At 63.0% G+C, this 18,899-nt stretch carries 18 protein-coding genes; 3 read left to right on the forward strand and 15 right to left on the reverse strand.

Translation table 11 applies throughout. The features are described 5' to 3' along the window. Positions 1-20: 20 nt before the first annotated feature. The gene (ftsH, locus tag CR105_RS20070) at positions 21-1,910 is read right to left on the reverse strand and encodes an ATP-dependent zinc metalloprotease FtsH (RefSeq protein ID WP_099791464.1); all 1,890 of its coding nucleotides are present in this window, start codon (positions 1,908-1,910) and stop codon (positions 21-23) included. A 192-nt stretch (positions 1,911-2,102) separates the two neighbouring features. After that, the gene (locus CR105_RS20075) at positions 2,103-2,789 is read right to left on the reverse strand and encodes an RlmE family RNA methyltransferase (RefSeq protein WP_099791466.1); all 687 of its coding nucleotides are present in this window, start codon (positions 2,787-2,789) and stop codon (positions 2,103-2,105) included. A 40-nt stretch (positions 2,790-2,829) separates the two neighbouring features. On the opposite strand from CR105_RS20075, the gene CR105_RS20080 reads away from it, so the two are divergent. Further along, the gene (locus CR105_RS20080; protein WP_099791468.1) at positions 2,830-3,300 is read left to right on the forward strand and encodes a YhbY family RNA-binding protein; all 471 of its coding nucleotides are present in this window, start codon (positions 2,830-2,832) and stop codon (positions 3,298-3,300) included. 168 nt (positions 3,301-3,468) lie between these two features. On the opposite strand, the gene CR105_RS20085 is transcribed toward CR105_RS20080, so the two are convergent. The 4 genes from CR105_RS20085 to carA form a co-directional block, all read right to left on the reverse strand. Continuing rightward, complete coding sequence (locus CR105_RS20085) at positions 3,469-3,912, reverse strand: DUF4149 domain-containing protein (RefSeq protein WP_099791470.1); 444 nt, start codon at positions 3,910-3,912, stop codon at positions 3,469-3,471. Continuing rightward, complete coding sequence (gene greA, locus CR105_RS20090; RefSeq protein ID WP_099791472.1) at positions 3,912-4,391, reverse strand: transcription elongation factor GreA; 480 nt, start codon at positions 4,389-4,391, stop codon at positions 3,912-3,914. Before greA ends, CR105_RS20085 begins: the two co-directional genes overlap by 1 nt. Before the next feature lie 108 nt (positions 4,392-4,499). Beyond that, the gene (gene carB / locus CR105_RS20095) at positions 4,500-7,730 is read right to left on the reverse strand and encodes a carbamoyl-phosphate synthase large subunit (RefSeq protein ID WP_099791474.1); all 3,231 of its coding nucleotides are present in this window, start codon (positions 7,728-7,730) and stop codon (positions 4,500-4,502) included. Further along, complete coding sequence (gene carA, locus CR105_RS20100; protein ID WP_099791476.1) at positions 7,731-8,894, reverse strand: glutamine-hydrolyzing carbamoyl-phosphate synthase small subunit; 1,164 nt, start codon at positions 8,892-8,894, stop codon at positions 7,731-7,733. A 286-nt stretch (positions 8,895-9,180) separates the two neighbouring features. Here carA and CR105_RS20105 point away from each other — a divergent pair, with 286 nt between their 5' ends. Further along, complete coding sequence (locus tag CR105_RS20105) at positions 9,181-9,594, forward strand: hypothetical protein (RefSeq protein ID WP_229414035.1); 414 nt, start codon at positions 9,181-9,183, stop codon at positions 9,592-9,594. Positions 9,595-9,691: 97 nt separating this feature from the next. Here CR105_RS20105 and CR105_RS20110 read toward each other — a convergent pair whose 3' ends face one another. After that, a complete protein-coding gene (locus CR105_RS20110) occupies positions 9,692-10,099 on the reverse strand; it encodes a heme-binding protein (RefSeq protein WP_099791522.1) in 408 nt (135 codons plus the stop codon). 31 nt (positions 10,100-10,130) lie between these two features. Next, a complete protein-coding gene (locus tag CR105_RS20115) occupies positions 10,131-11,045 on the reverse strand; it encodes a patatin-like phospholipase family protein (protein WP_099791480.1) in 915 nt (304 codons plus the stop codon). 315 nt (positions 11,046-11,360) lie between these two features. Between CR105_RS20115 and CR105_RS29390 the strand changes: the two genes are divergently transcribed. Next, positions 11,361-13,007, forward strand: a complete 1,647-nt coding sequence (locus CR105_RS29390) for a methyl-accepting chemotaxis protein (RefSeq protein ID WP_099791482.1) — start codon at positions 11,361-11,363, stop codon at positions 13,005-13,007. 1 nt (position 13,008) lies between these two features. On the opposite strand, the gene phoR is transcribed toward CR105_RS29390, so the two are convergent. From phoR to CR105_RS20155, 7 genes are all read right to left on the reverse strand, one after another. Beyond that, on the reverse strand, positions 13,009-14,313 hold the full coding sequence (phoR, locus tag CR105_RS20125; protein WP_099791484.1) for a phosphate regulon sensor histidine kinase PhoR: 1,305 nt from the start codon (positions 14,311-14,313) through the stop codon (positions 13,009-13,011). 18 nt (positions 14,314-14,331) lie between these two features. Further along, positions 14,332-15,021 (reverse strand): response regulator, encoded by a 690-nt coding sequence (locus CR105_RS20130; RefSeq protein ID WP_099791486.1) that lies wholly within the window; start codon positions 15,019-15,021, stop codon positions 14,332-14,334. A 10-nt stretch (positions 15,022-15,031) separates the two neighbouring features. Next, the gene (phoU, locus tag CR105_RS20135) at positions 15,032-15,736 is read right to left on the reverse strand and encodes a phosphate signaling complex protein PhoU (protein WP_099791488.1); all 705 of its coding nucleotides are present in this window, start codon (positions 15,734-15,736) and stop codon (positions 15,032-15,034) included. Between the two features lie 40 nt (positions 15,737-15,776). Further along, the gene (pstB, locus tag CR105_RS20140; protein WP_099791490.1) at positions 15,777-16,574 is read right to left on the reverse strand and encodes a phosphate ABC transporter ATP-binding protein PstB; all 798 of its coding nucleotides are present in this window, start codon (positions 16,572-16,574) and stop codon (positions 15,777-15,779) included. A 14-nt stretch (positions 16,575-16,588) separates the two neighbouring features. Next, entirely contained in the window at positions 16,589-17,452 is an 864-nt protein-coding gene (gene pstA / locus CR105_RS20145; RefSeq protein WP_099791492.1) for a phosphate ABC transporter permease PstA, read from the reverse strand. Further along, complete coding sequence (gene pstC, locus CR105_RS20150; RefSeq protein WP_370660697.1) at positions 17,449-18,429, reverse strand: phosphate ABC transporter permease subunit PstC; 981 nt, start codon at positions 18,427-18,429, stop codon at positions 17,449-17,451. The genes pstA and pstC overlap by 4 nt, the downstream gene beginning before the upstream one ends. A 71-nt stretch (positions 18,430-18,500) precedes the next feature. Continuing rightward, positions 18,501-18,899: type 2 periplasmic-binding domain-containing protein (locus tag CR105_RS20155; protein ID WP_180288248.1), on the reverse strand; the 399-nt coding region annotated here is incomplete at its 5' end.

Here is an 18,899-nt window from a genome sequence, read left to right on the forward strand (position 1 = left end):
TTCGAGGGTCGTGCAAACGATCAAGCCGGCGCCGTCGCGTTCGGCGAGATGCCGTCCGAATCGCCCTTGTCGCCCGTTGGCGGCGTGCGCTTCGGGTTGCCCGAGGCCGGGTTGCGCGGCTCGTGGCCGGCCATGATGTCGTTGATCTGCTCGGCATCGATGGTTTCCCAGTCGAGCAGCGCACGGGTCATCGCTTCGACCTTGTCGCGGTTCTCTTCCAGCAGGCGGCGCGACAGCGCGTACTGCGTATCGAGAATGCTGCGGATCTCGGCATCGACCTTTTGCTGGGTCGCCTCGGAGATGGTCTTGGTGGCGCCGCCGAAGAAGCCTTCGTTCTCGCTGTCCTCGTAGACCATCACGCCCATGCTGTCGGACATGCCGAAGCGGGTGACCATGGCGCGGGCCAGCTTGGTGGCGCGCGAGAAGTCGTTCGATGCGCCCGTCGACATCTGGCCGACGAAGATCTCTTCGGCGATACGGCCGCCGAACAGGATCGAGATTTCTTCCAGCATCTTGTCCTTGTAGCCCGACAGCGCGTCGTGCTCAGGCAGCTGCCAGGTCAGGCCGAGCGCAAAGCCGCGCGGCATGATCGTGACCTTGTGGACCGGATCGGCCTTCGGCAACAGCTTGGCGATGACGGCGTGGCCGGACTCGTGGTAGGCCGTATTGCGGCGCTCTTCCTCGCGCATGACCATCGACTTGCGCTCCGGACCCATGTAGATCTTGTCCTTGGCATCTTCAAAGTCGATCATCTCGACCAGGCGCTTGCTGCGGCGGGCGGCGAACAGGGCCGCTTCGTTGACCAGATTGGCCAGGTCGGCGCCCGAGAAACCAGGGGTGCCGCGGGCCAGGATGTCGGCCTTGACGTCGGTGCCGATTGGCACTTTGCGCATGTGCACGTTGAGGATCTGCTCGCGGCCGCGGATGTCCGGCAGGCCAACCATCACCTGGCGGTCGAAACGGCCCGGACGCAGCAGCGCCTTGTCGAGCACGTCGGCGCGGTTGGTGGCGGCGACGACGATGACGCCGGAGCTCGCTTCGAAGCCGTCCATCTCGACCAGCAGCTGGTTCAGCGTCTGTTCGCGCTCGTCGTTACCGCCGCCCATGCCGGCGCCACGGTGACGGCCGACCGCGTCGATCTCGTCGATGAAGATGATGCATGGCGAATGCTTCTTGGCGTTCTCGAACATGTCGCGCACGCGGCTTGCACCGACGCCGACGAACATCTCGACGAAGTCGGAACCGGAAATCGAGAAGAACGGCACTTTCGCCTCGCCGGCGATGGCGCGGGCCAGCAGCGTTTTACCGGTACCCGGAGGGCCGACCATCAGCACGCCGCGCGGAATGCGTCCGCCCAGCTTCTGGAACTTGGTCGGGTCCTTCAGGAAGTCGACGATCTCGTTGACTTCTTCTTTCGCTTCGTCGCAACCGGCGACGTCGGCGAAGGTGACGGTGTTGTTGGTTTCATCCATCATGCGCGCCTTCGACTTGCCGAAGGAGAACGCGCCGCCCTTGCCGCCGCCTTGCATCTGGCGCATGAAGAACACCCACACGCCGATCAGCAGCAGCATCGGGAACCACGAGATGAATACCTGCTGCAGGAACGATGCTTCCTCAGGTGGCTTGATGTCGAAGCGCACGCCGTTTTCACGCAAGTCGCCGACCAGCCCGCGGTCGAGCATGCTGGCGGTGGCGCGCACCTTGGTGTCGTCGGTGCGCGTGGCGGTGATGTTGGCGCCTTCGATCACGACATCCTTGATGCGATTGCCCTTGACGTCATCGAGCAGCTCGGAATAAGCGATGGTCTTGCTGCCGCTCGCGGCGCTGTGGTTGTCGAACTGCTTGAACAGCATGAACAACAGCAGTGCGACGACCACCCAGATGGCGGATTTGGAAAACATATTATTCACGAAAACTCCTTTGATGCTGGCGCATCTTTTGCCGAATTTAGAACGCCGATTTTACTCGCAATAAGCAGCCCATGCCACGCACGAGGTGTCCGTTGCCCAAAAAACCACTCAAAATCCTGCTTTGGATTGGTGCGCTTGCCACCAATCGAAGCCCGGATGGACCCCTACCCGGCTGATGTGCGGCTTGATCGGTCAAATATCAAGGGTCGATTCGTCGTCCTCGGCGTGAATTTTCACACCTGGATTCTTCAAACCACGGCCAAGCAGGAAAATTTCGGACGATTTGTCCCGGCTCGCCTTCGGCTTGACCTGTTTGACGGTCTTGAATTCGGCCCGAAACTTCTCGACGACCTGGCTGAAACCCATATCCTTGAAGCACTTGACCAACAATGCGCCACTTGGTTTCATGTGGAGTTGAGAAAACTCAATTGCCAAATCGATAAGATGCTCCATGCGCGCGGCGTCAGCCGTCGGGATGCCCGACAGGTTCGGCGCCATGTCCGACAGCACCAGGTCGGCCTTGCGGCCGGCCAGGATCGCGTGCAGTTCGCGCAACGGGCGGGCATCGCGGAAGTCGCCCAGGATGAACTGGACGTCGGCGACCGGATCCATCGGCAGCATGTCGAGGCCGATGATGGTGCCGCTGATGCCGCCGCCCTCCTGCCCCGACAGCTTCTTGCGCGCGTACTGGCTCCAGCTGCCCGGCGTACTGCCGAGGTCGACAATCACCTGCCCAGGCTTGATCAGCTTTTCGCTTTCGTCGATCTCCTTGAGTTTGTAGGCGGCGCGTGCACGGTAACCCTCTTTCTGCGCCAATTTGACGTAGGGGTCGTTGATGTGGTCGTGCAACCAGTTTTTGTTTAATTTGTTCTTTGCCATTCGCGTAGAATACTGCTTTTAAAGGATTAATTAGAATATTATGCAAAAACTTACACCCGTCGAGCGCAGCGCACTGCGCGCTGAAGCCCACGGCCTCAAGCCTGTCGTCATTATCGGCGAAGCGGGCCTGACGCCCTCGGTGATGAAGGAAATCGCGGCCAGCCTCGACTCCCACGGCCTGATCAAGGTGCGCGTGGCCGGCGACGACCGCGACGCCCGCGTCGCCATGTACGAAGGCATCTGCGAAGAACTCAAAGCCCATCCGGTGCAGCACATCGGCAAGCTGCTGGTCATCTACCGCCCGAAAGTCGAAGTGGTCAAGGAACGCAGCAGCAAGTCCGGCAAGGGCATGCGCGAAGTAACCATCGTCAAGGCCAGCGCCAGCGGCACCAAGCGCCCGAGCGTCACCAAGGTCATGATCAAGGGTAATGAACGCGTCACCGAGGGCGGCACCATCAAGCGCGCCAAGCCGCGTCAGACAAGCCCGAAAAAAGGCGCGTTGGGTAAGTAATCCTGCGTCGTTAGCTCCAAGACCGTCGCCCCCCCGCGCAGGCGGGGGTCCATGCTGAGTATGCTCCGTAGGTATAGCAAGCTCAGCATGGATTCCCGCCTTCGCGGGAACGACGTTGATTCAAGTGGCGCGGCGTGCAAGCGCTGCCACTTCGGCCAAGGCGCGAGTTTAGCGCATCTTTGCCAGCAGCACACCTGCCAAAACGCTCTCGACCAAATACACCAGCTGCGACGCGCCGTGCAGGATGCCGAAGGTGCGCCCATCCGGCGTTCCCTTCAGCCCCGCCGCGCCGGCCGCCTCTTTCAGGTTCGCCATGGCCGGCTGCAGCCCGACATAAATCACTATCGCGCACAACGTCATCGCCACGATCAGGATGTACAGGGTGCGCTTGCGCTCCTTCTCCATCGGCGAGAACATCACCAGGAAGCGCAGCACGACGGCGCAGCCGATGCACAGCCATGCCTCGGTGCGCAGCAGGAAGCCGACGATGGTCCCGGCCAGCACGTTGTCGTTCAGGCTGAGAAACAGCGTCGGCGCCACCACGTAGCCGATCGTCCACAGGCTGCCGGCCCACAGGGCGGCAACCAGCAGGCGCGCGCGCGCGGCGACCATCAGATGTATTTGACTTCGAGGATTTCGTATTCGCGCGGGCCGGACGGCGCCTGCACTTCGACGACGTCGCCGGCGTATTTGCCGATCAGGGCGCGGGCGATCGGCGAGGTCACCGACACCTTGCTCAGTTTGAGGTCGGCTTCGTCGAGGCCGACGATCTGGTAGGTCACCTTCAGGCCATTTTCAAGGTCTTCCAGGTCGACCGTCGCGGCGAACACGACGCGCCCTTCGGCGTCGAGCGTGGTCGGGTCGATCACCTGGGCGGCGCCCAGCTTGCCTTCGAGTTCGGCGATGCGTCCTTCGACGAACGCCTGGCGCTCCTTGGCGGCGTCGTACTCGGCGTTCTCGGACAGGTCGCCATGCGAGCGCGCCTCGGAGATCGCGTCGATGACGATGCGGCGCTCCTTGGTTTTCAGCTGGTGCAGCTCGTCCTTGAGGAGCTCTGCGCCGTATTTGGTCAGTGGAACCGATGAGTTCATAATTTCCTGCTTCTGTTCTGTGTTTATTGGTCGTACCAAAAGTGAAAACCACAGAGGCACGCGGCGTAAACCGCGCAAACTCTGTGGTCAAGAGGTACTGCGTGACGCTTAGTTTAAGGTTTTATGCAGCCCTTGTAAATCATACACGCGCATCTCGTCGATATGATGCATGCCTTCGACCGCCGCTTCGGCGCCGGCGATGGTCGTGTAGGTGACCACGCGCGAGTGCAGTGCGGAGGTGCGGATCGCGCGCGAGTCGACGATGGCACTGCGCTTTTCCTCGACCGTGTTGACCACCAGCGCGATCTCATGGTTCTTGATCATGTCGACCACGTGCGGCCGGCCTTCGAGCACCTTGTTGACTGCCTGGACCGGGATACCGGCCGCGGCGATCACCGCTGCCGTGCCCTTGGTCGCCACCAGCGAGAAGCCCAGCGCCACCAGGTCGCGCGCCACCGCCACCGTGCGCGGCTTGTCGGACGCCTTCACCGACAGGAACACCTTGCCCGACTCGGGCAGCTTGATGCCGGCGCCGAGCTGCGACTTGACGAACGCTTCGCCGAACGTCATGCCAACGCCCATCACTTCGCCGGTCGACTTCATTTCCGGTCCGAGGATGGTGTCGACACCAGGGAATTTCACGAACGGGAACACCGCTTCCTTGACGCTGAAGAACGGCGGGATCACTTCCTTCGTGATGCCCTGCTGCGCCAGGGTCTGGCCCACCATGCAGCGCGCGGCGATTTTTGCCAGCTGCAGGCCGGTCGCTTTCGACACGAACGGCACCGTGCGCGAAGCACGTGGATTGACCTCCAGGACGTAGACGGTGTCGCGCATTTCGCCGTCGCGTTCCTGCTTCTGGATCGCGAACTGCACGTTCATCAGGCCGACCACGTTCAGGCCCTTGGCCATCAGCGAGGTCTGGCGCTTGAGTTCATCGATGGTGTCCTGCGACAGCGAGTAAGGCGGCAGCGAGCAGGCCGAGTCGCCCGAGTGCACGCCGGCCTGCTCGATGTGTTCCATCACGCCGCCGATGAAGGTGGTCTCGCCGTCGGAGATGCAGTCGACGTCGCACTCGATGGCGTCGTTGAGGAAGCGGTCCAGCAGCACCGGCGAATCGTGCGATACCTTCACCGCTTCGCGCATGTAGCGCTCGAGGTCACGCTGGTCATGGACGATTTCCATCGCCCGCCCGCCCAGCACGTACGACGGCCGCACCACCAGCGGGTAGCCGATTTCCTGCGCCAGGCGCAGTGCGTCTTCCTCGGTGCGCGCGGTGCGGTTCGGCGGCTGGCGCAGGCCCAGCTTGTGCAGCAGCTGCTGGAAGCGCTCGCGGTCTTCGGCGGCGTCGATCATGTCGGGCGAGGTGCCGATGATCGGCACGCCGTTCGCTTCCAGGTCGAGCGCGAGCTTCAGCGGCGTCTGGCCGCCGTACTGCACGATCACGCCGACCGGCTTTTCGATGGCGACGATTTCGAGCACGTCTTCGAGCGTGAGGGACTCGAAATACAGGCGGTCGGAGGTATCGTAGTCGGTCGACACGGTCTCCGGATTACAGTTGACCATGATGGTCTCGTAGCCGTCTTCGCGCATGGCCAGCGCCGCGTGCACGCAGCAGTAGTCGAATTCGATACCCTGGCCGATGCGGTTCGGGCCACCGCCGAGCACCATGATCTTCTTCCTGTCGGTCGGATTGCTCTCGCACTCCTCGTCGTAGGTCGAATACATGTAGGCGGTGTCGGTCGAGAACTCGGCCGCGCAGGTGTCGACCCGCTTGTAGACCGGGCGGATGCCCATTTCGTGACGGCGCGCGCGCACCTGGGCATCGGTCACGTGCAGCAGGAACGCCAGGCGGCGGTCCGAAAAACCCTTCTGCTTCAACTTGTACAGCAGCGGTTTGTCGAGCGCGTCGAGCGTCTGGTTATCGAGCCACAGTTCGATGTCGACGATCTCCTTGATCTGCACCAGGAACCACGGATCGATGTGGGTCAGCTGGTGCACTTCTTCCAGCGTGAAGCCCTGGGCAAAGGCGTCGCCGACGTACCAGATGCGGTCCGGGCCAGGCTCGCCCAGTTCTTCTTCGATGGTTTCGCGGTCGCGCGTTTTCTCGTTGAGGCCATCGACGCCCACTTCCAGGCCGCGCAGCGCCTTCTGGAACGACTCCTGGAAGGTGCGGCCGATCGCCATCACCTCGCCCACCGATTTCATCTGGGTGGTCAGGTGCTGGTCGGCGGTGGGGAATTTTTCGAACGTGAAGCGCGGGATCTTGACGACGACGTAGTCAATCGACGGCTCGAACGACGCCGGCGTGGCGCCGCCCGTGATCTCGTTGCGCAGCTCGTCGAGCGTGTAGCCGACGGCCAGTTTCGCGGCGATTTTTGCGATCGGGAAGCCGGTCGCTTTCGACGCCAGCGCCGACGAACGCGACACGCGCGGATTCATCTCGATGACGATCATGCGGCCGTCTTCCGGGTTGATCGCGAACTGCACGTTCGAGCCGCCGGTGTCGACGCCGATCTCGCGCAGCACCGCGATCGAGGCGTTGCGCATGATCTGGTATTCCTTGTCCGTCAAGGTCTGCGCCGGCGCCACGGTGATCGAGTCGCCGGTGTGCACGCCCATCGGGTCGAGGTTTTCGATCGAGCAGATGATGATGCAGTTGTCGGCGCTGTCGCGCACCACTTCCATCTCATACTCTTTCCAGCCGATCAGCGACTCTTCGATCAGCAGTTCGGTCGTCGGCGACGCCTCCAGCCCGCGCTTGCAGATGGTCTCGAATTCTTCTTCGTTGTAGGCGATGCCGCCACCGGTGCCGCCCATCGTGAACGACGGCCGGATGATGGTCGGGAAACCCATCTCGCGCTGCACCACCCACGATTCTTCCATGTTGTGGGCAACGCCAGAACGCGCGGAACCGAGGCCGATCTTGGTCATCGCCTGCTTGAACTTGGAGCGGTCCTCGGCCTTGTCGATCGCTTCGGGCGAGGCGCCGATCAGTTCGACGTTGTACTTGGCCAGCACGCCCTTGTTATGCAGGTCGAGCGCACAGTTGAGCGCGGTCTGGCCACCCATCGTCGGCAGGATCGCGTCCGGGCGCTCCTTGGCGATGATGCGCTCGACGACTTTCCACGTGATCGGCTCGATGTAGGTCACGTCGGCCATCTCCGGGTCCGTCATGATGGTGGCCGGATTGCTGTTGACGAGGATGACCTTGTAGCCTTCTTCGCGCAGCGCCTTGCACGCCTGGGCGCCCGAGTAATCGAATTCGCAGGCCTGGCCGATGATGATCGGGCCGGCGCCAATGATCAGGATGCTTTTGATATCACTACGTTTAGGCATTTAATTCTTCTCCGCGGCTTGCATCAGGTTGATGAAGCGGTCAAACAGGTAAGCGACGTCAGCCGGCCCGGGCGATGCTTCCGGGTGGCCCTGGAAGCAGAACGCCGGCTTGTCGGTGCGGGCAAAGCCCTGCAGCGAGCCGTCGAACAGGGAAACGTGGGTCACGCGGCAGTTGGCCGGCAAGGTCGCCGCATCGACGGCGAAACCGTGGTTCTGCGAAGTGATCATCACCTTCTTCGAATCGAGGTCCTGCACCGGATGGTTGGCGCCGTGGTGGCCGAACTTCATCTTCATCGTCTTCGCGCCGCTGGCTAACGCCATGATCTGGTGGCCGAGGCAGATACCGAAGGTCGGGATGCCGCGCTCGATCAGCTCTTTCGTGGCCGCGATGGCGTAGTCGCACGGCTCCGGGTCGCCCGGACCGTTGGCCAGGAAGATGCCATCGGGATTGAGCGCCAGCGCATCGGCAGCGCTGGCCTGGGCCGGCAGCACGGTGATCTTGCAGCCGCGCTCGGCGAGCATGCGCAAGATGTTGCGCTTGATGCCATAGTCGAAAGCGACGACGTGAAATTTCGGTTCAGCCTGCGTGCCGTAGCCCTGGCCGAGCGCCCATTCCGATTCGGTCCACTGGTAAGCGGTCTTGGTGGAGACCACTTTCGCCAGGTCCATGCCGGCAAGACCGGGGAACGAGCGCGCCAGTTCCAGCGCCTGCGCGCTGGAGGGCTCGGCGCCCTGGTTGCCGGTCAGAATGGCGCCGCTCTGGGCGCCCTTCTCTCGCAGCAGGCGCGTCAGCTTGCGCGTGTCGATGCCGGAAATGGCGACGATGTTCTCCGCCTTCAGGTAGTCCGCCAGCGATTGGGTCGAACGGAAATTCGATGCCATCAGCGGCAGGTCGCGAATGATCAGGCCGGCTGCATGGATCTTGGACGCTTCGACGTCTTCGGCGTTGATGCCGTAGTTACCGACGTGCGGGTACGTCAAGGTGACGAGCTGGCGCGAGTAGCTTGGGTCGGTGAGGATTTCCTGATAGCCGGTCATGGCAGTGTTGAACACGACCTCGCCGGTGGTATGACCGGCAGCGCCGATCGAAATACCTTTAAAGATCGTTCCGTCGGCTAGTGCCAGGATGGCTGGAACGGAAGGGCCAGAAAAAAATGGCGGCAAGGGTAACTCCTGATAAAGTTACCGTAGCTGCGCCACGTCAGACCGACGACCATCGATACCGCGCCTGTTTGCGCGGGAATGGACGTCAAGTGAATGATGGGATGGTGGGTAGTCGCTACGGTATGTGTGGGAATGGCTAAACCTCCAAATTATAGCGCAAAGCGGCCTTCCCGGCAATGCGCGACCGAGATATTCCGCCGCCCCCTGCGGTTCTGCTGGACACGCGCGGTGCGCCTCTTTACATTGTCTGCGACAGCAGCACGGACTCGGACAACAGGAAACAGCAATGGCAACATTTGGCAGAGACACCCCGATGGAACGGCCCAATCCGGGCGGACGCGCGGCAGTATTCGTACCGAGCCTGCAGGCTGAAGAAGCCGTCGCCGCGGCGCTCAACAACGGTTCCGGCATGGTCGGCTTCGGCAATGCCGACGGCACCGTCACCCTCTACTTCGAAAACAACCGCTTCCGCGACGGCGGCCTGTTCAAGTGGGAAAGCAAGGCATTCAAGGCGTACGGACGAATGGTCGAGCGCATGCCGACGGTCAACAAGCTGGTGTGCGATGCGGCCAACCTGATCCAGGTCGGGTTCATCCAGGGGCAGGACATTATGGTGCGCGATATGGATCAGCTCGCTGCTTGGCTGCAGCGCAGCGACGCGGCCGATTCAATGCCGGAGTCGGCGGAAATTCACGTTTAAAAGCAAACGGCGGCTTCGGCTATAGCCTGAAAACCGTCGTGCTCGCCATTGACGAACCCGCCCTCCCCGCGCGGGCGGGGGCCCCTGGCGAGCAAAGTTACGCCGTCAGCGCCGCAATCCCCGCCCTGGCGATCTGCGCATCCTCGGCCGACTTCACGCCGGAAACACCGACCGCGCCGACCACCTGGCCTTCATACACGATCGGCACGCCGCCCTCAAGCATGCCGTCGATGAACGGCGCCGACAGGAACGACACGCGCCCGCCATTGATCATGTCTTCGTAAATCTTCGACTCGCGCCGGCCCAGCGCGGCGGTCTTGGCCTTGGCCGGCGCGATGTGCGCCGACACCGGCGCGGCGCCGTCGAGGCGCTGCAGCCACAGCAGGTGGCCGCCGTCGTCGACGATGGCAATGACCACCGGCCAGTTGTTGGCGATCGCTTCCGCTTCGGCGGCGGCGGCAATCTGCTTTACGTCTTGCAGCGTCAGGAATGGTTTCGTTTGCATCATGATCTCCTCGATGGTTGTTATGGATTGGTTATTGTTGCTGTCTGGCCCTGAGCTTGGCCTTAATCTGCGGCATGACGGCGGCGGCGGCTTGTTCGCCGGCCAGGATCGCCAGGTTGCGCGAGTTGAAGTCGCCGCCCCCCATGGTGCCCAGGCGCGGCGACACGACGACGTCGGCGTCTTTCAGTTCGTAATGGTTCAGGCGCTGACCCATGATGCTGAAGGTCTGCATCAGCACTTCAAGCGAGCTGAGCGTCGCCTGCGCATCGGTCTGCGTCGAGATATTGACGGCGATAATGAAGTCGGCGCCCATCTCGCGCGCGAAACGCACCGGCACCGGCGCCACCAGGCCGCCGTCGACGTAGGAGCGGCTGCCGATCTTCACCGGCTGGAACACGCTCGGCACGGCGGACGACGCGCGCACCGCCTGGCCGGTGTTACCGCGCTGGAACAGGATCGGCTGACCGCTGTTCAGGTCGGTGGCGACGGCGCCGAACGGAATCTTCAGCTTTTCCATCGGCACGTTGCGCACTGCCTTGTTGACGTAGTTCTGCAGCGCGTCGCCCTTCAGCACGCCGGAGACCTTGCCAAACAGCGGCAGCGCCCAGTCCGAGATCGACGCCTCGTCCATGTCCATGGCGACCTTTTGCAAGGCGAAGCCGTTGTTGCCGGCGGCGTACAGCGCGCCGACGACACTGCCGGCGCTGGTGCCGACGATCACGTCCGGAAAGATGCCCTGCGCCTCGAGCGCCTTGATGACGCCGATGTGGGCAAAACCGCGCGCCGCGCCGCCGCCGAGCGCGAGGCCGATGCGCACCTTGCGCGGCGGCGCCACGACGACGGGGGCGGCAATGACGGGTTCAGCAGGGATGATCGGGGCGCTGCCGCGGCAGCCGGCCAGCAGCAATGCGCCGAGCGCGATCAGGGTCAGACGTTTGGAATGCATATGTCCGGTGCGTGAAACAGTAAGGCAGAGATTGTAACGTGTTACGCCATGCAGGGCACAGCTGCCGCGACTGCGCGAATGGGGCGCTGCAACGACCGCATCCGCCCGGCCGTCGGCGCAAAAGTCAGTCGTGTCGCATTACTCATACGACAACACTGGGTTGTGCGAAACGCGGCAAATTTCTTTCGTCAAAATTGAAAACTTAAGACATGGTTTAATTGGCCTATAGTAACATTCGTACATACTGTCCGTCCCCATCGCGCCTTTGCGCCGCGGCCCCACCGCCCATCCCCCCCGTCTGCACTGGAACACATCATGCGCCTCAACACTCCGATCACCAACGTTCGCTACGACATCAGCGACACAGAAACCATCGTCTCGACCACTGATCTGGATGGAAATATTACCTACGCCAACCCCTATTTTGTCAACGTCAGCGGCTTCACGCTGACAGAACTGATCGGCGCGCCGCAAAACATCGTGCGCCATCCGGATATGCCGGTGGAAGCGTTCGCCGACTTGTGGCGCACCATCCGCAGCGGCGAGCCGTGGAGCGGGATGGTCAAGAACCGCTGCAAGAACGGCGACTATTACTGGGTGCTGGCGAATGTCACGCCGATCTTTGAAGATGGCAAGGCGGTCGGCTTCATGTCGGTGCGCACGAAACCTTCGCACGAGCAGGAAGAAGCCGCCGCGCACCTTTACGGCGCACTCAAGGCCGACAATCCGCAGCGCCTGGGCATTTCGCACGGCATGCCGGTCAGAACCGACCTGTGGTCGCGGCTGCGCCGGCGCGGCCGCGTGTCGACCGGCACACGCATCACCCTCAATCTCTCGCTGATGCTTGCCGCCCTGGTTGTCCTCGGCCTGCACCTGACCTTCGCCGGCACTGGCGCCGGCGGCAAGGGCTACTTGCAGGCACTGACCGTACTGGCGCTACTGGCCGGCGCGCGCTTCTGGTACATGCTCGAGGCGACGGTGCTGGGACCGCTGCGCCAGGCCCTGGCCGCCAGCCGCATCATGGCCGGCGGCGACCTGACCGGCACCATGCCTGCCAGCGGCGACGACGAGGTCGGTCAGCTGCTGCGGGCGCTGAGCCAGTTGCGCGTCAATTTGCGCTCCGTCGTTGGCGATGTGCGCAGCAACTCCGAGCAGATCGGCATCTCGACGCGTGAGATCGCCAGCGGCAACATGGACCTGTCGGGCCGCACGGAGTCGCAAGCGTCATCGCTGGAGGAGACGGCATCGAGCATGGAAGAGCTGGCATCGACCGTGCAGCAAAACGCCGGCAATGCCGAGCACGCCACGCGGATGGCCGACGAGGCATCGGCCGTTGCGCTCGTCGGCGGCAAGGTCGTTACCGACGTAGTCGCCACCATGAACGCCATCAGCGGGGCGTCGAGGAAAATTGTCGATATCATCGGCATCATCGAAGGAATCGCCTTTCAGACCAATATCCTGGCGCTCAACGCCGCGGTCGAGGCCGCGCGCGCGGGCGAACAGGGCCGCGGCTTTGCCGTCGTCGCCGCCGAAGTGCGCAACCTGGCGCAGCGCAGCGCTGCGGCAGCGAAGGAAATCAAGCAATTGATCGACGTGTCGATTGAGAAAATCGATGCCGGAACGGCGTTGGCGGGGCGCGCCGGCAGCACCATGGAAGCCATCATCGTATCAGTTGACAGGGTCAACCAGATGATGGGCGACATCGCGGCGGCATCGCGCGAACAAAGCGCCGGCATTGCGCAGGTCAACGGCGCGGTCACCCAGATGGACGAAGTGACGCAACAAAACGCGGCGCTGGTCGAGCAAGCCGCGGCGGCGTCGACGAGCCTGCAGGAACAGGCCGACAACCTGATCTCGGCACTGCGTGTTTTCAAGCTCGACGACGTCGGCAACAAGGCGCCGGTGCGCTCCAGGGGCCGCCGCGGCACGCCCGCCGCACCGCGCGCGCTCGCGCGCGTCTGAGTCATCGAGGCAAGGTTGCTCGCTCGTGCGTGGCGGGGAACGTGACGATGAAGTTGCTGCCCTTGCCTGCCTCGGACTTGATCGTCAAGGTGGCGTGGTGGCGCAGCAGCACGTGCTTGACGATCGCCAGGCCCAGCCCGGTGCCCTGCGTCTCGCGCGAGCGGCTCTTGTCGACGCGGTAGAAGCGCTCGGTCAGGCGCGCGATGTGGCGCTGGTCGATGCCGATGCCGGTGTCGCTGACGATGAACTGCGGCCCCGCCGGCCCGTTCGTCCAGCTCAGCTTGACCTTGCCGCCAGGCGGCGTGTAGCGCACCGCGTTCGACGCCAGGTTGGCGAACGCGCTGCGCAATTCCTCGGCGCTGCCCTCGATGTCGGGGCCGTCGACGCTGGCCGTCACTTCATGCTGCCCGCCCGACAAGGCGCGCGCTTCCTGCAGCACGTCCTCGACCAGCGGCGCAATGACTACCGGCTCGGCGCGCATCGGATAGTCGACCGATTCGAGCCGCGACAACGTCAGCATGTCCTCGATCAGCCGCTGCATGCGGTGCGCCTGCTCAGTCATCAGCTTGAGGTGCGCCGCGCGGCTGGCTGCATCGAGGTCCGGCGTGGCCGAGGCAATTTCAAGGAAGCCGACGATCACCGTCAGCGGCGTGCGCAGCTCGTGCGAGGCGTTGGCGATGAAGTCGCGCCGCATCTCCTCGATGCGCGCGCTCTCGGTGGCGTCGTGCGTCACCAGGATCTGGCGGCGGTTCTCGAACGGGATGATCTGGCAGATCAGCTTGCGGTCGCGCAGACTCAAGGTCAGCGGCTGCTCGTAGCGGCCGAGGATGATGTAGTCGATGAAGTCGGGATGGCGCACCAGGTTCGTCACGCGCATGCCGCGGTCGCGCTCGAGCGTCAGGCCCAGGTGGCGCTCCGCCGCCGGATTGCACCATTCGAGAAACAGCACGTCGTCCATGATGGCCACGCCGTCCGGCAGCAAATGCATCGCCTGGCGAAAGCGCGCCAACCATTCGGACAGCTCCTTCTGGCTGCGCTCGTCGTCGCGGCGCAGCCGGTACAGCCGCGCGAACACGTCGGTCCAGGCGCCCCAGCCGTCGGGCAGCTTGGCGCTCTCGGAGTCGTCCAGCCAGGCGCCGAGCTGGCTCAGGTAAGACAATTGCAGGAATATCTGGCCGAGCACCAGCAGCAGCGCCACCACCAGGCCGGCGATCGGCCCGGCAATCCACCAGCACACGCCGGCGATGACGAACATGAAGGCCAGGCGCAACAGCGCCGGGATCCAGAACAGCGTTTTGGGATTCATCGGAAAGCGTTTCTAGTATTATTTATCCGACAGCATATACCCAACGCTGCGTACCGTCTTGATCAGCGACTCGGCCTCCTTCAGCGCCTTGCGCAGTCTCAGCACGTGGACGTCGACGGTGCGCTCCTCGATGACGGCGGCGTTGCCCCACACCTTGTCGAGCAGCTGGCTGCGCGAAAACACGCGGCCCGGGTGCGCCATCAAAAATTTCAGCAGCTTGAATTCGGCATGGCCGATGTCGATGCGAGCAGTATTCACGCTGACGCTGTTGCTGACCGGATCGAGCGTCACCGGCCCCACCGTCAGCGACGCTTCGGCCAATTCGGGCGCGTTGCGGCGCAACAGTGCCTTGGCGCGCGCCAGCAGTTCGCGCGGCGAAAACGGCTTGGTGACGTAATCGTCAGCGCCGTTGTTGAGGCCGGCGAGCTTGTCTTCTTCCATGCTCTTGGCAGTCAGCATGATGACCGGAATGGCCTGGAAATTGCGGTCGGCGCGGATGCGCGCCAACAGGCGCAGGCCGGTCTGGTCGGGCAGCATCCAGTCGAGCAGGATCAGCTGCGGCGCGCGCGCCACCATGAAGTCCCACGCTTCGGCGCAGTTTTGCACCGAGCTGACTTGCCAGGGCGCTTCACGCAGCGAAAATTTGACCAACTCGACAATTGCAGGCTCATCCTCGACGATCAGGACACTGATTTTTTCGATTGCCATGCCGGCCCTGTTATTCGTCGCTCTGGGTGGAAACCACCGCCGGCTTGGTGTGGCGGATGTCCTTGCCTTCGACCACGTAGATGACGTACTCGGCGATGTTCTTCGCATGGTCGCCGATGCGCTCGATGGCTTTGGCCACCCACAAGGTGTCGAGCGCCGACGAAATCGTGCGCGGGTCTTCCATCATGAAGGTGATCAGGTTGCGCATGATCGAGCGGAACTCGTGGTCGATGACGACGTCGTGGGCGATCAGCGCCAGCGCCTGCTTGCCGTCGAGACGGGCAAACGAATCGAGCGCGTCGTGCAGCATGTCCGACGTTTCCGAGGCGATCGTGCGCACCATCTCGAAGTGGTTGACGCCCACCACGCCGCGGCTGTGCAGGTTCTTCGACATGCGCGCAATCTTCGCCGCTTCGTCGCCGATGCGCTCGAGGTCGGTGATGACCTTGATGGTGGCCATCACGGTGCGCAGGTCGTTGGCGGTCGGCTGGCGCCGCACGATCAGGTGGCTGCAGGCATCGTCGAGCGACACTTCGAGCTGGTTGACGGCGTCGTCGCCGGCAATGACGCGGTCGGCGTGTTCGATGTCGCCGACCCGAAAGCAGGTCATCGCATCGGTAAACTGGGTTTCCACGATGCCGCCCATCAGCAATACCTTGGAGCGGATCGCCTCAAGTTCGTTGTCGTACTGCTTCGATGAATGTTCGCCTATCATTGCTGCTCTCCGCTTTTTGTATTTTGGACCATCGCCTGGATCAGCCGAAACGGCCGGTAATATAGTCCTGCGTCTCTTTGCGCGCCGGGTTCATGAAAATCTGGTCGGTCTCGCCAAATTCAACCAGCTCGCCCAGGTACATGTAGGCAGTGTAGTCCGAGCAACGCGCCGCCTGTTGCATGTTGTGGGTGACGATGGTGATCGTGTAGTCTTGCTTGAGCTCGCTGATCAGCTCTTCGACCTTGGCCGTCGAGATCGGGTCGAGCGCCGAGGTCGGCTCGTCGAGCAGCAGCACGTCGGGCTTGACGGCAACGCCGCGCGCGATGCACAGGCGCTGCTGCTGGCCGCCCGACAACGACAGCCCGCTCTTGCCGAGGATGTCCTTGACTTCGCCCCACAGCGCCGCCTTCTTCAACGCCCACTCGACGCGCTCGTCCATCTCGCCTTTCGACATGTTCTCGTACAGGCGCACGCCGAAGGCGATGTTGTCGTAGATCGACATCGGAAACGGCGTCGGCTTCTGGAACACCATGCCGACCTTGGCGCGCAACATGTTGACGTCCTGGTTCGGGTCCAGGATGTTGTGGCCGCGGTACATGATCGAGCCTTCGGCGCGCTGGCCCGGATACAGGTCGTACATCCGGTTGAGCGTACGCAGCAGGGTCGACTTGCCGCAACCGGACGGCCCGATGAAGGCGGTGACCTTCTTCTCGTGGATGTCGAGGTTCACGTTGGTCAGGCTCTGGGTTTTTCCGTAGAAAAAATTCAGGCCGGAGATTTCAATCGTCTTGGCCGGTTGGCTCACGGTCGGGATCGGGCTTGGCATGGGCAAAGTCATTCGTTGCTTTCGGCTTAATTCGGGGTTTTCTGGCTGAACACGGTGCGCGACAATATATTGAGCAGCAACACGCTGAAGGTGACGAGCAAGGCGCCGCCCCAGGCCAGGTCGCGCCAGTTGTCGTACGGGCTCATCGCGAACTGGTAGATCACCACCGGCAGGTTCGCCAGCGGCGCGTTCATGTCGGCGCTGAAGAACTGGTTGTTGAGCGCGGTGAACAGCAGCGGCGCCGTTTCGCCGGCGATGCGCGCCAGCGCCAGCAGCACGCCGGTGACGACGCCGGCCTTGACCGCGCGCAGGCGCACCATGGTCGCTACCTTCCAGCGCGGCGCGCCGAGCGCGAACGCCGCTTCGAGCAGGCTGTTGGGCACCAGGCGCAGCATGTTGTCGGTGGTGCGCACCACCACAGGGATGGCGATCAGCGCCAGCGCGATGCTGCCGGCGTAACCGGAGAAGTGCTTGACGTTGGCGACGTACAGCGCATAGACGAACAGGCCGATGACGATCGACGGCGCCGACAGCATGATGTCGGTGACGAAGCGGGTGACCTGGGCAAATTTGTTCTGCTCGCCGTATTCGGCCAGGTAGACGCCGGCCAGAATGCCGATCGGCGTGCTGACCGCGGTCGACAGGCCGACCATCATCAGGCTGCCGACGATGGCGTTGCGCAAGCCGCCGCCATCGCTGCCGGGCGCCGGCGTGTCGTTGGTAAACATCATCAGCGACAAGCCGCCGAAGCCCTTGATCAGCAAAGTCGACAGAATCCAAGCGAGGAACGCGAGGCCGACCGACATGGCCAGCACCGACATGATGATGCCGATGCGGTGCTGGCGCAGGCGGCGGATGTAGACAGGATTGCGCGGGCTGGCTGCACTCATTTGACGCCCTCCTTGCGGGACATTCCGGCAAGCATCAGCTTGGCGGCGGACAGTACGATGAAGGTAATGGCGAACAGGATCAGCGCCAGCGCGAACAGCGAAGACACGTGCAGCACTGACTCGGCTTCGGCGAATTCGTTGGCCAGCGTCGACGAGATGGAGTTACCGGCGGCGAACATCGACCACGACAGCTTGTTGGCGTTGCCGATCACGAAGGTGACGGCCATCGTCTCGCCGAGCGCGCGGCCAAGGCCGAGCATGACGCCGCCGACGACGCCGGTCTTGGTGTACGGCAGCACGATCTTGCGCACCACTTCCCACTTGGTGCAGCCGAGGCCGTAAGCGGACTCTTTCAGCACTGCCGGCACGATTTCGAACACGTCGCGCATCACCGAGGCGATGAACGGGATGATCATGATCGCCAGGATCAGGCCGGCGGTCAGGATGCCGATACCCATCATGGGCCCGGAAAACAGCGGGCCGATGATCGGCAGCGGGCCGAGGGTGGACTTGAGCAGCGGCTGGACGTGGTCGGCGAAGATCGGCGCGAACACGAACAGGCCCCACATGCCGTAGATGATCGACGGCACGCCGGCCAGCAGTTCGACCGCGGTGCCCATCGGGCGGCGCAGCCACACCGGGCAGATTTCAGTGAGGAACAAGGCGATGCCGAAGCTGACCGGAAAGGCCACCAGCAGCGCAATGAAAGACGTGGCCAGGGTGCCGGTGATGGCGATCAGCGCGCCATACTTGTCGTTGACCGGATCCCATTCGACGGTGGTGATGAACGCCGGGCCGAACTCGGCGAAAGCCGGCGCGGCGCCGTAGATCAGCGAGATGATGATACCAACCAGCACCAGCAGCACCGATGCCGCGAACGCCATCGTCACCTTGTGGAAGATGAAGTCCTGGATGCGCTGCATGCGCATGGTCGACAACATCGCGGTATGGCGCTGGGCTACTTCTTCCGGCGCCATCACGTCGGCCATCGCCGCTGGTGGGTTTGCACTCATGGGCAACTTCTTCTTTATAGAATGTGAAACTGGGCTTACCAGATCGCCTTGCCGGCGGCATCCTTCAGATTGGCTTTCCACGCATCCTGCACCTGCTTGGTGACGACGTCAGGCATCGGCACGTAGTCCAGTTCAGCTGCGGCGGCGTCGCCGTTCTTGTAGGCCCAGTCGAAGAACTTGAGCACTTCCTTGCCCTTGACGCCATCGGCCTGGGTCTTATGCATCAGGATGTACGACGCGCCGGTGATCGGCCATGCAGCCTTGCCGGACATGTCGGTGAGCACCACGCCAAAGCCAGGCGTCTTGGTCCACTCGGCGTTGGCGGCGGCGGCCTTGAAGTTCTCGTCGTCCGGCTGCAGGAACACGCCGTCCTTGTTTTTCAGCTGGGTGTGCGACATCTTGTTGCGCTTGGCGAACGCCCACTCGACGTAGCC

This window comes from Massilia eurypsychrophila, from assembly GCF_002760655.1.
Taxonomy (GTDB): Bacteria; Pseudomonadota; Gammaproteobacteria; order Burkholderiales; family Burkholderiaceae_D; genus JAFCUW01.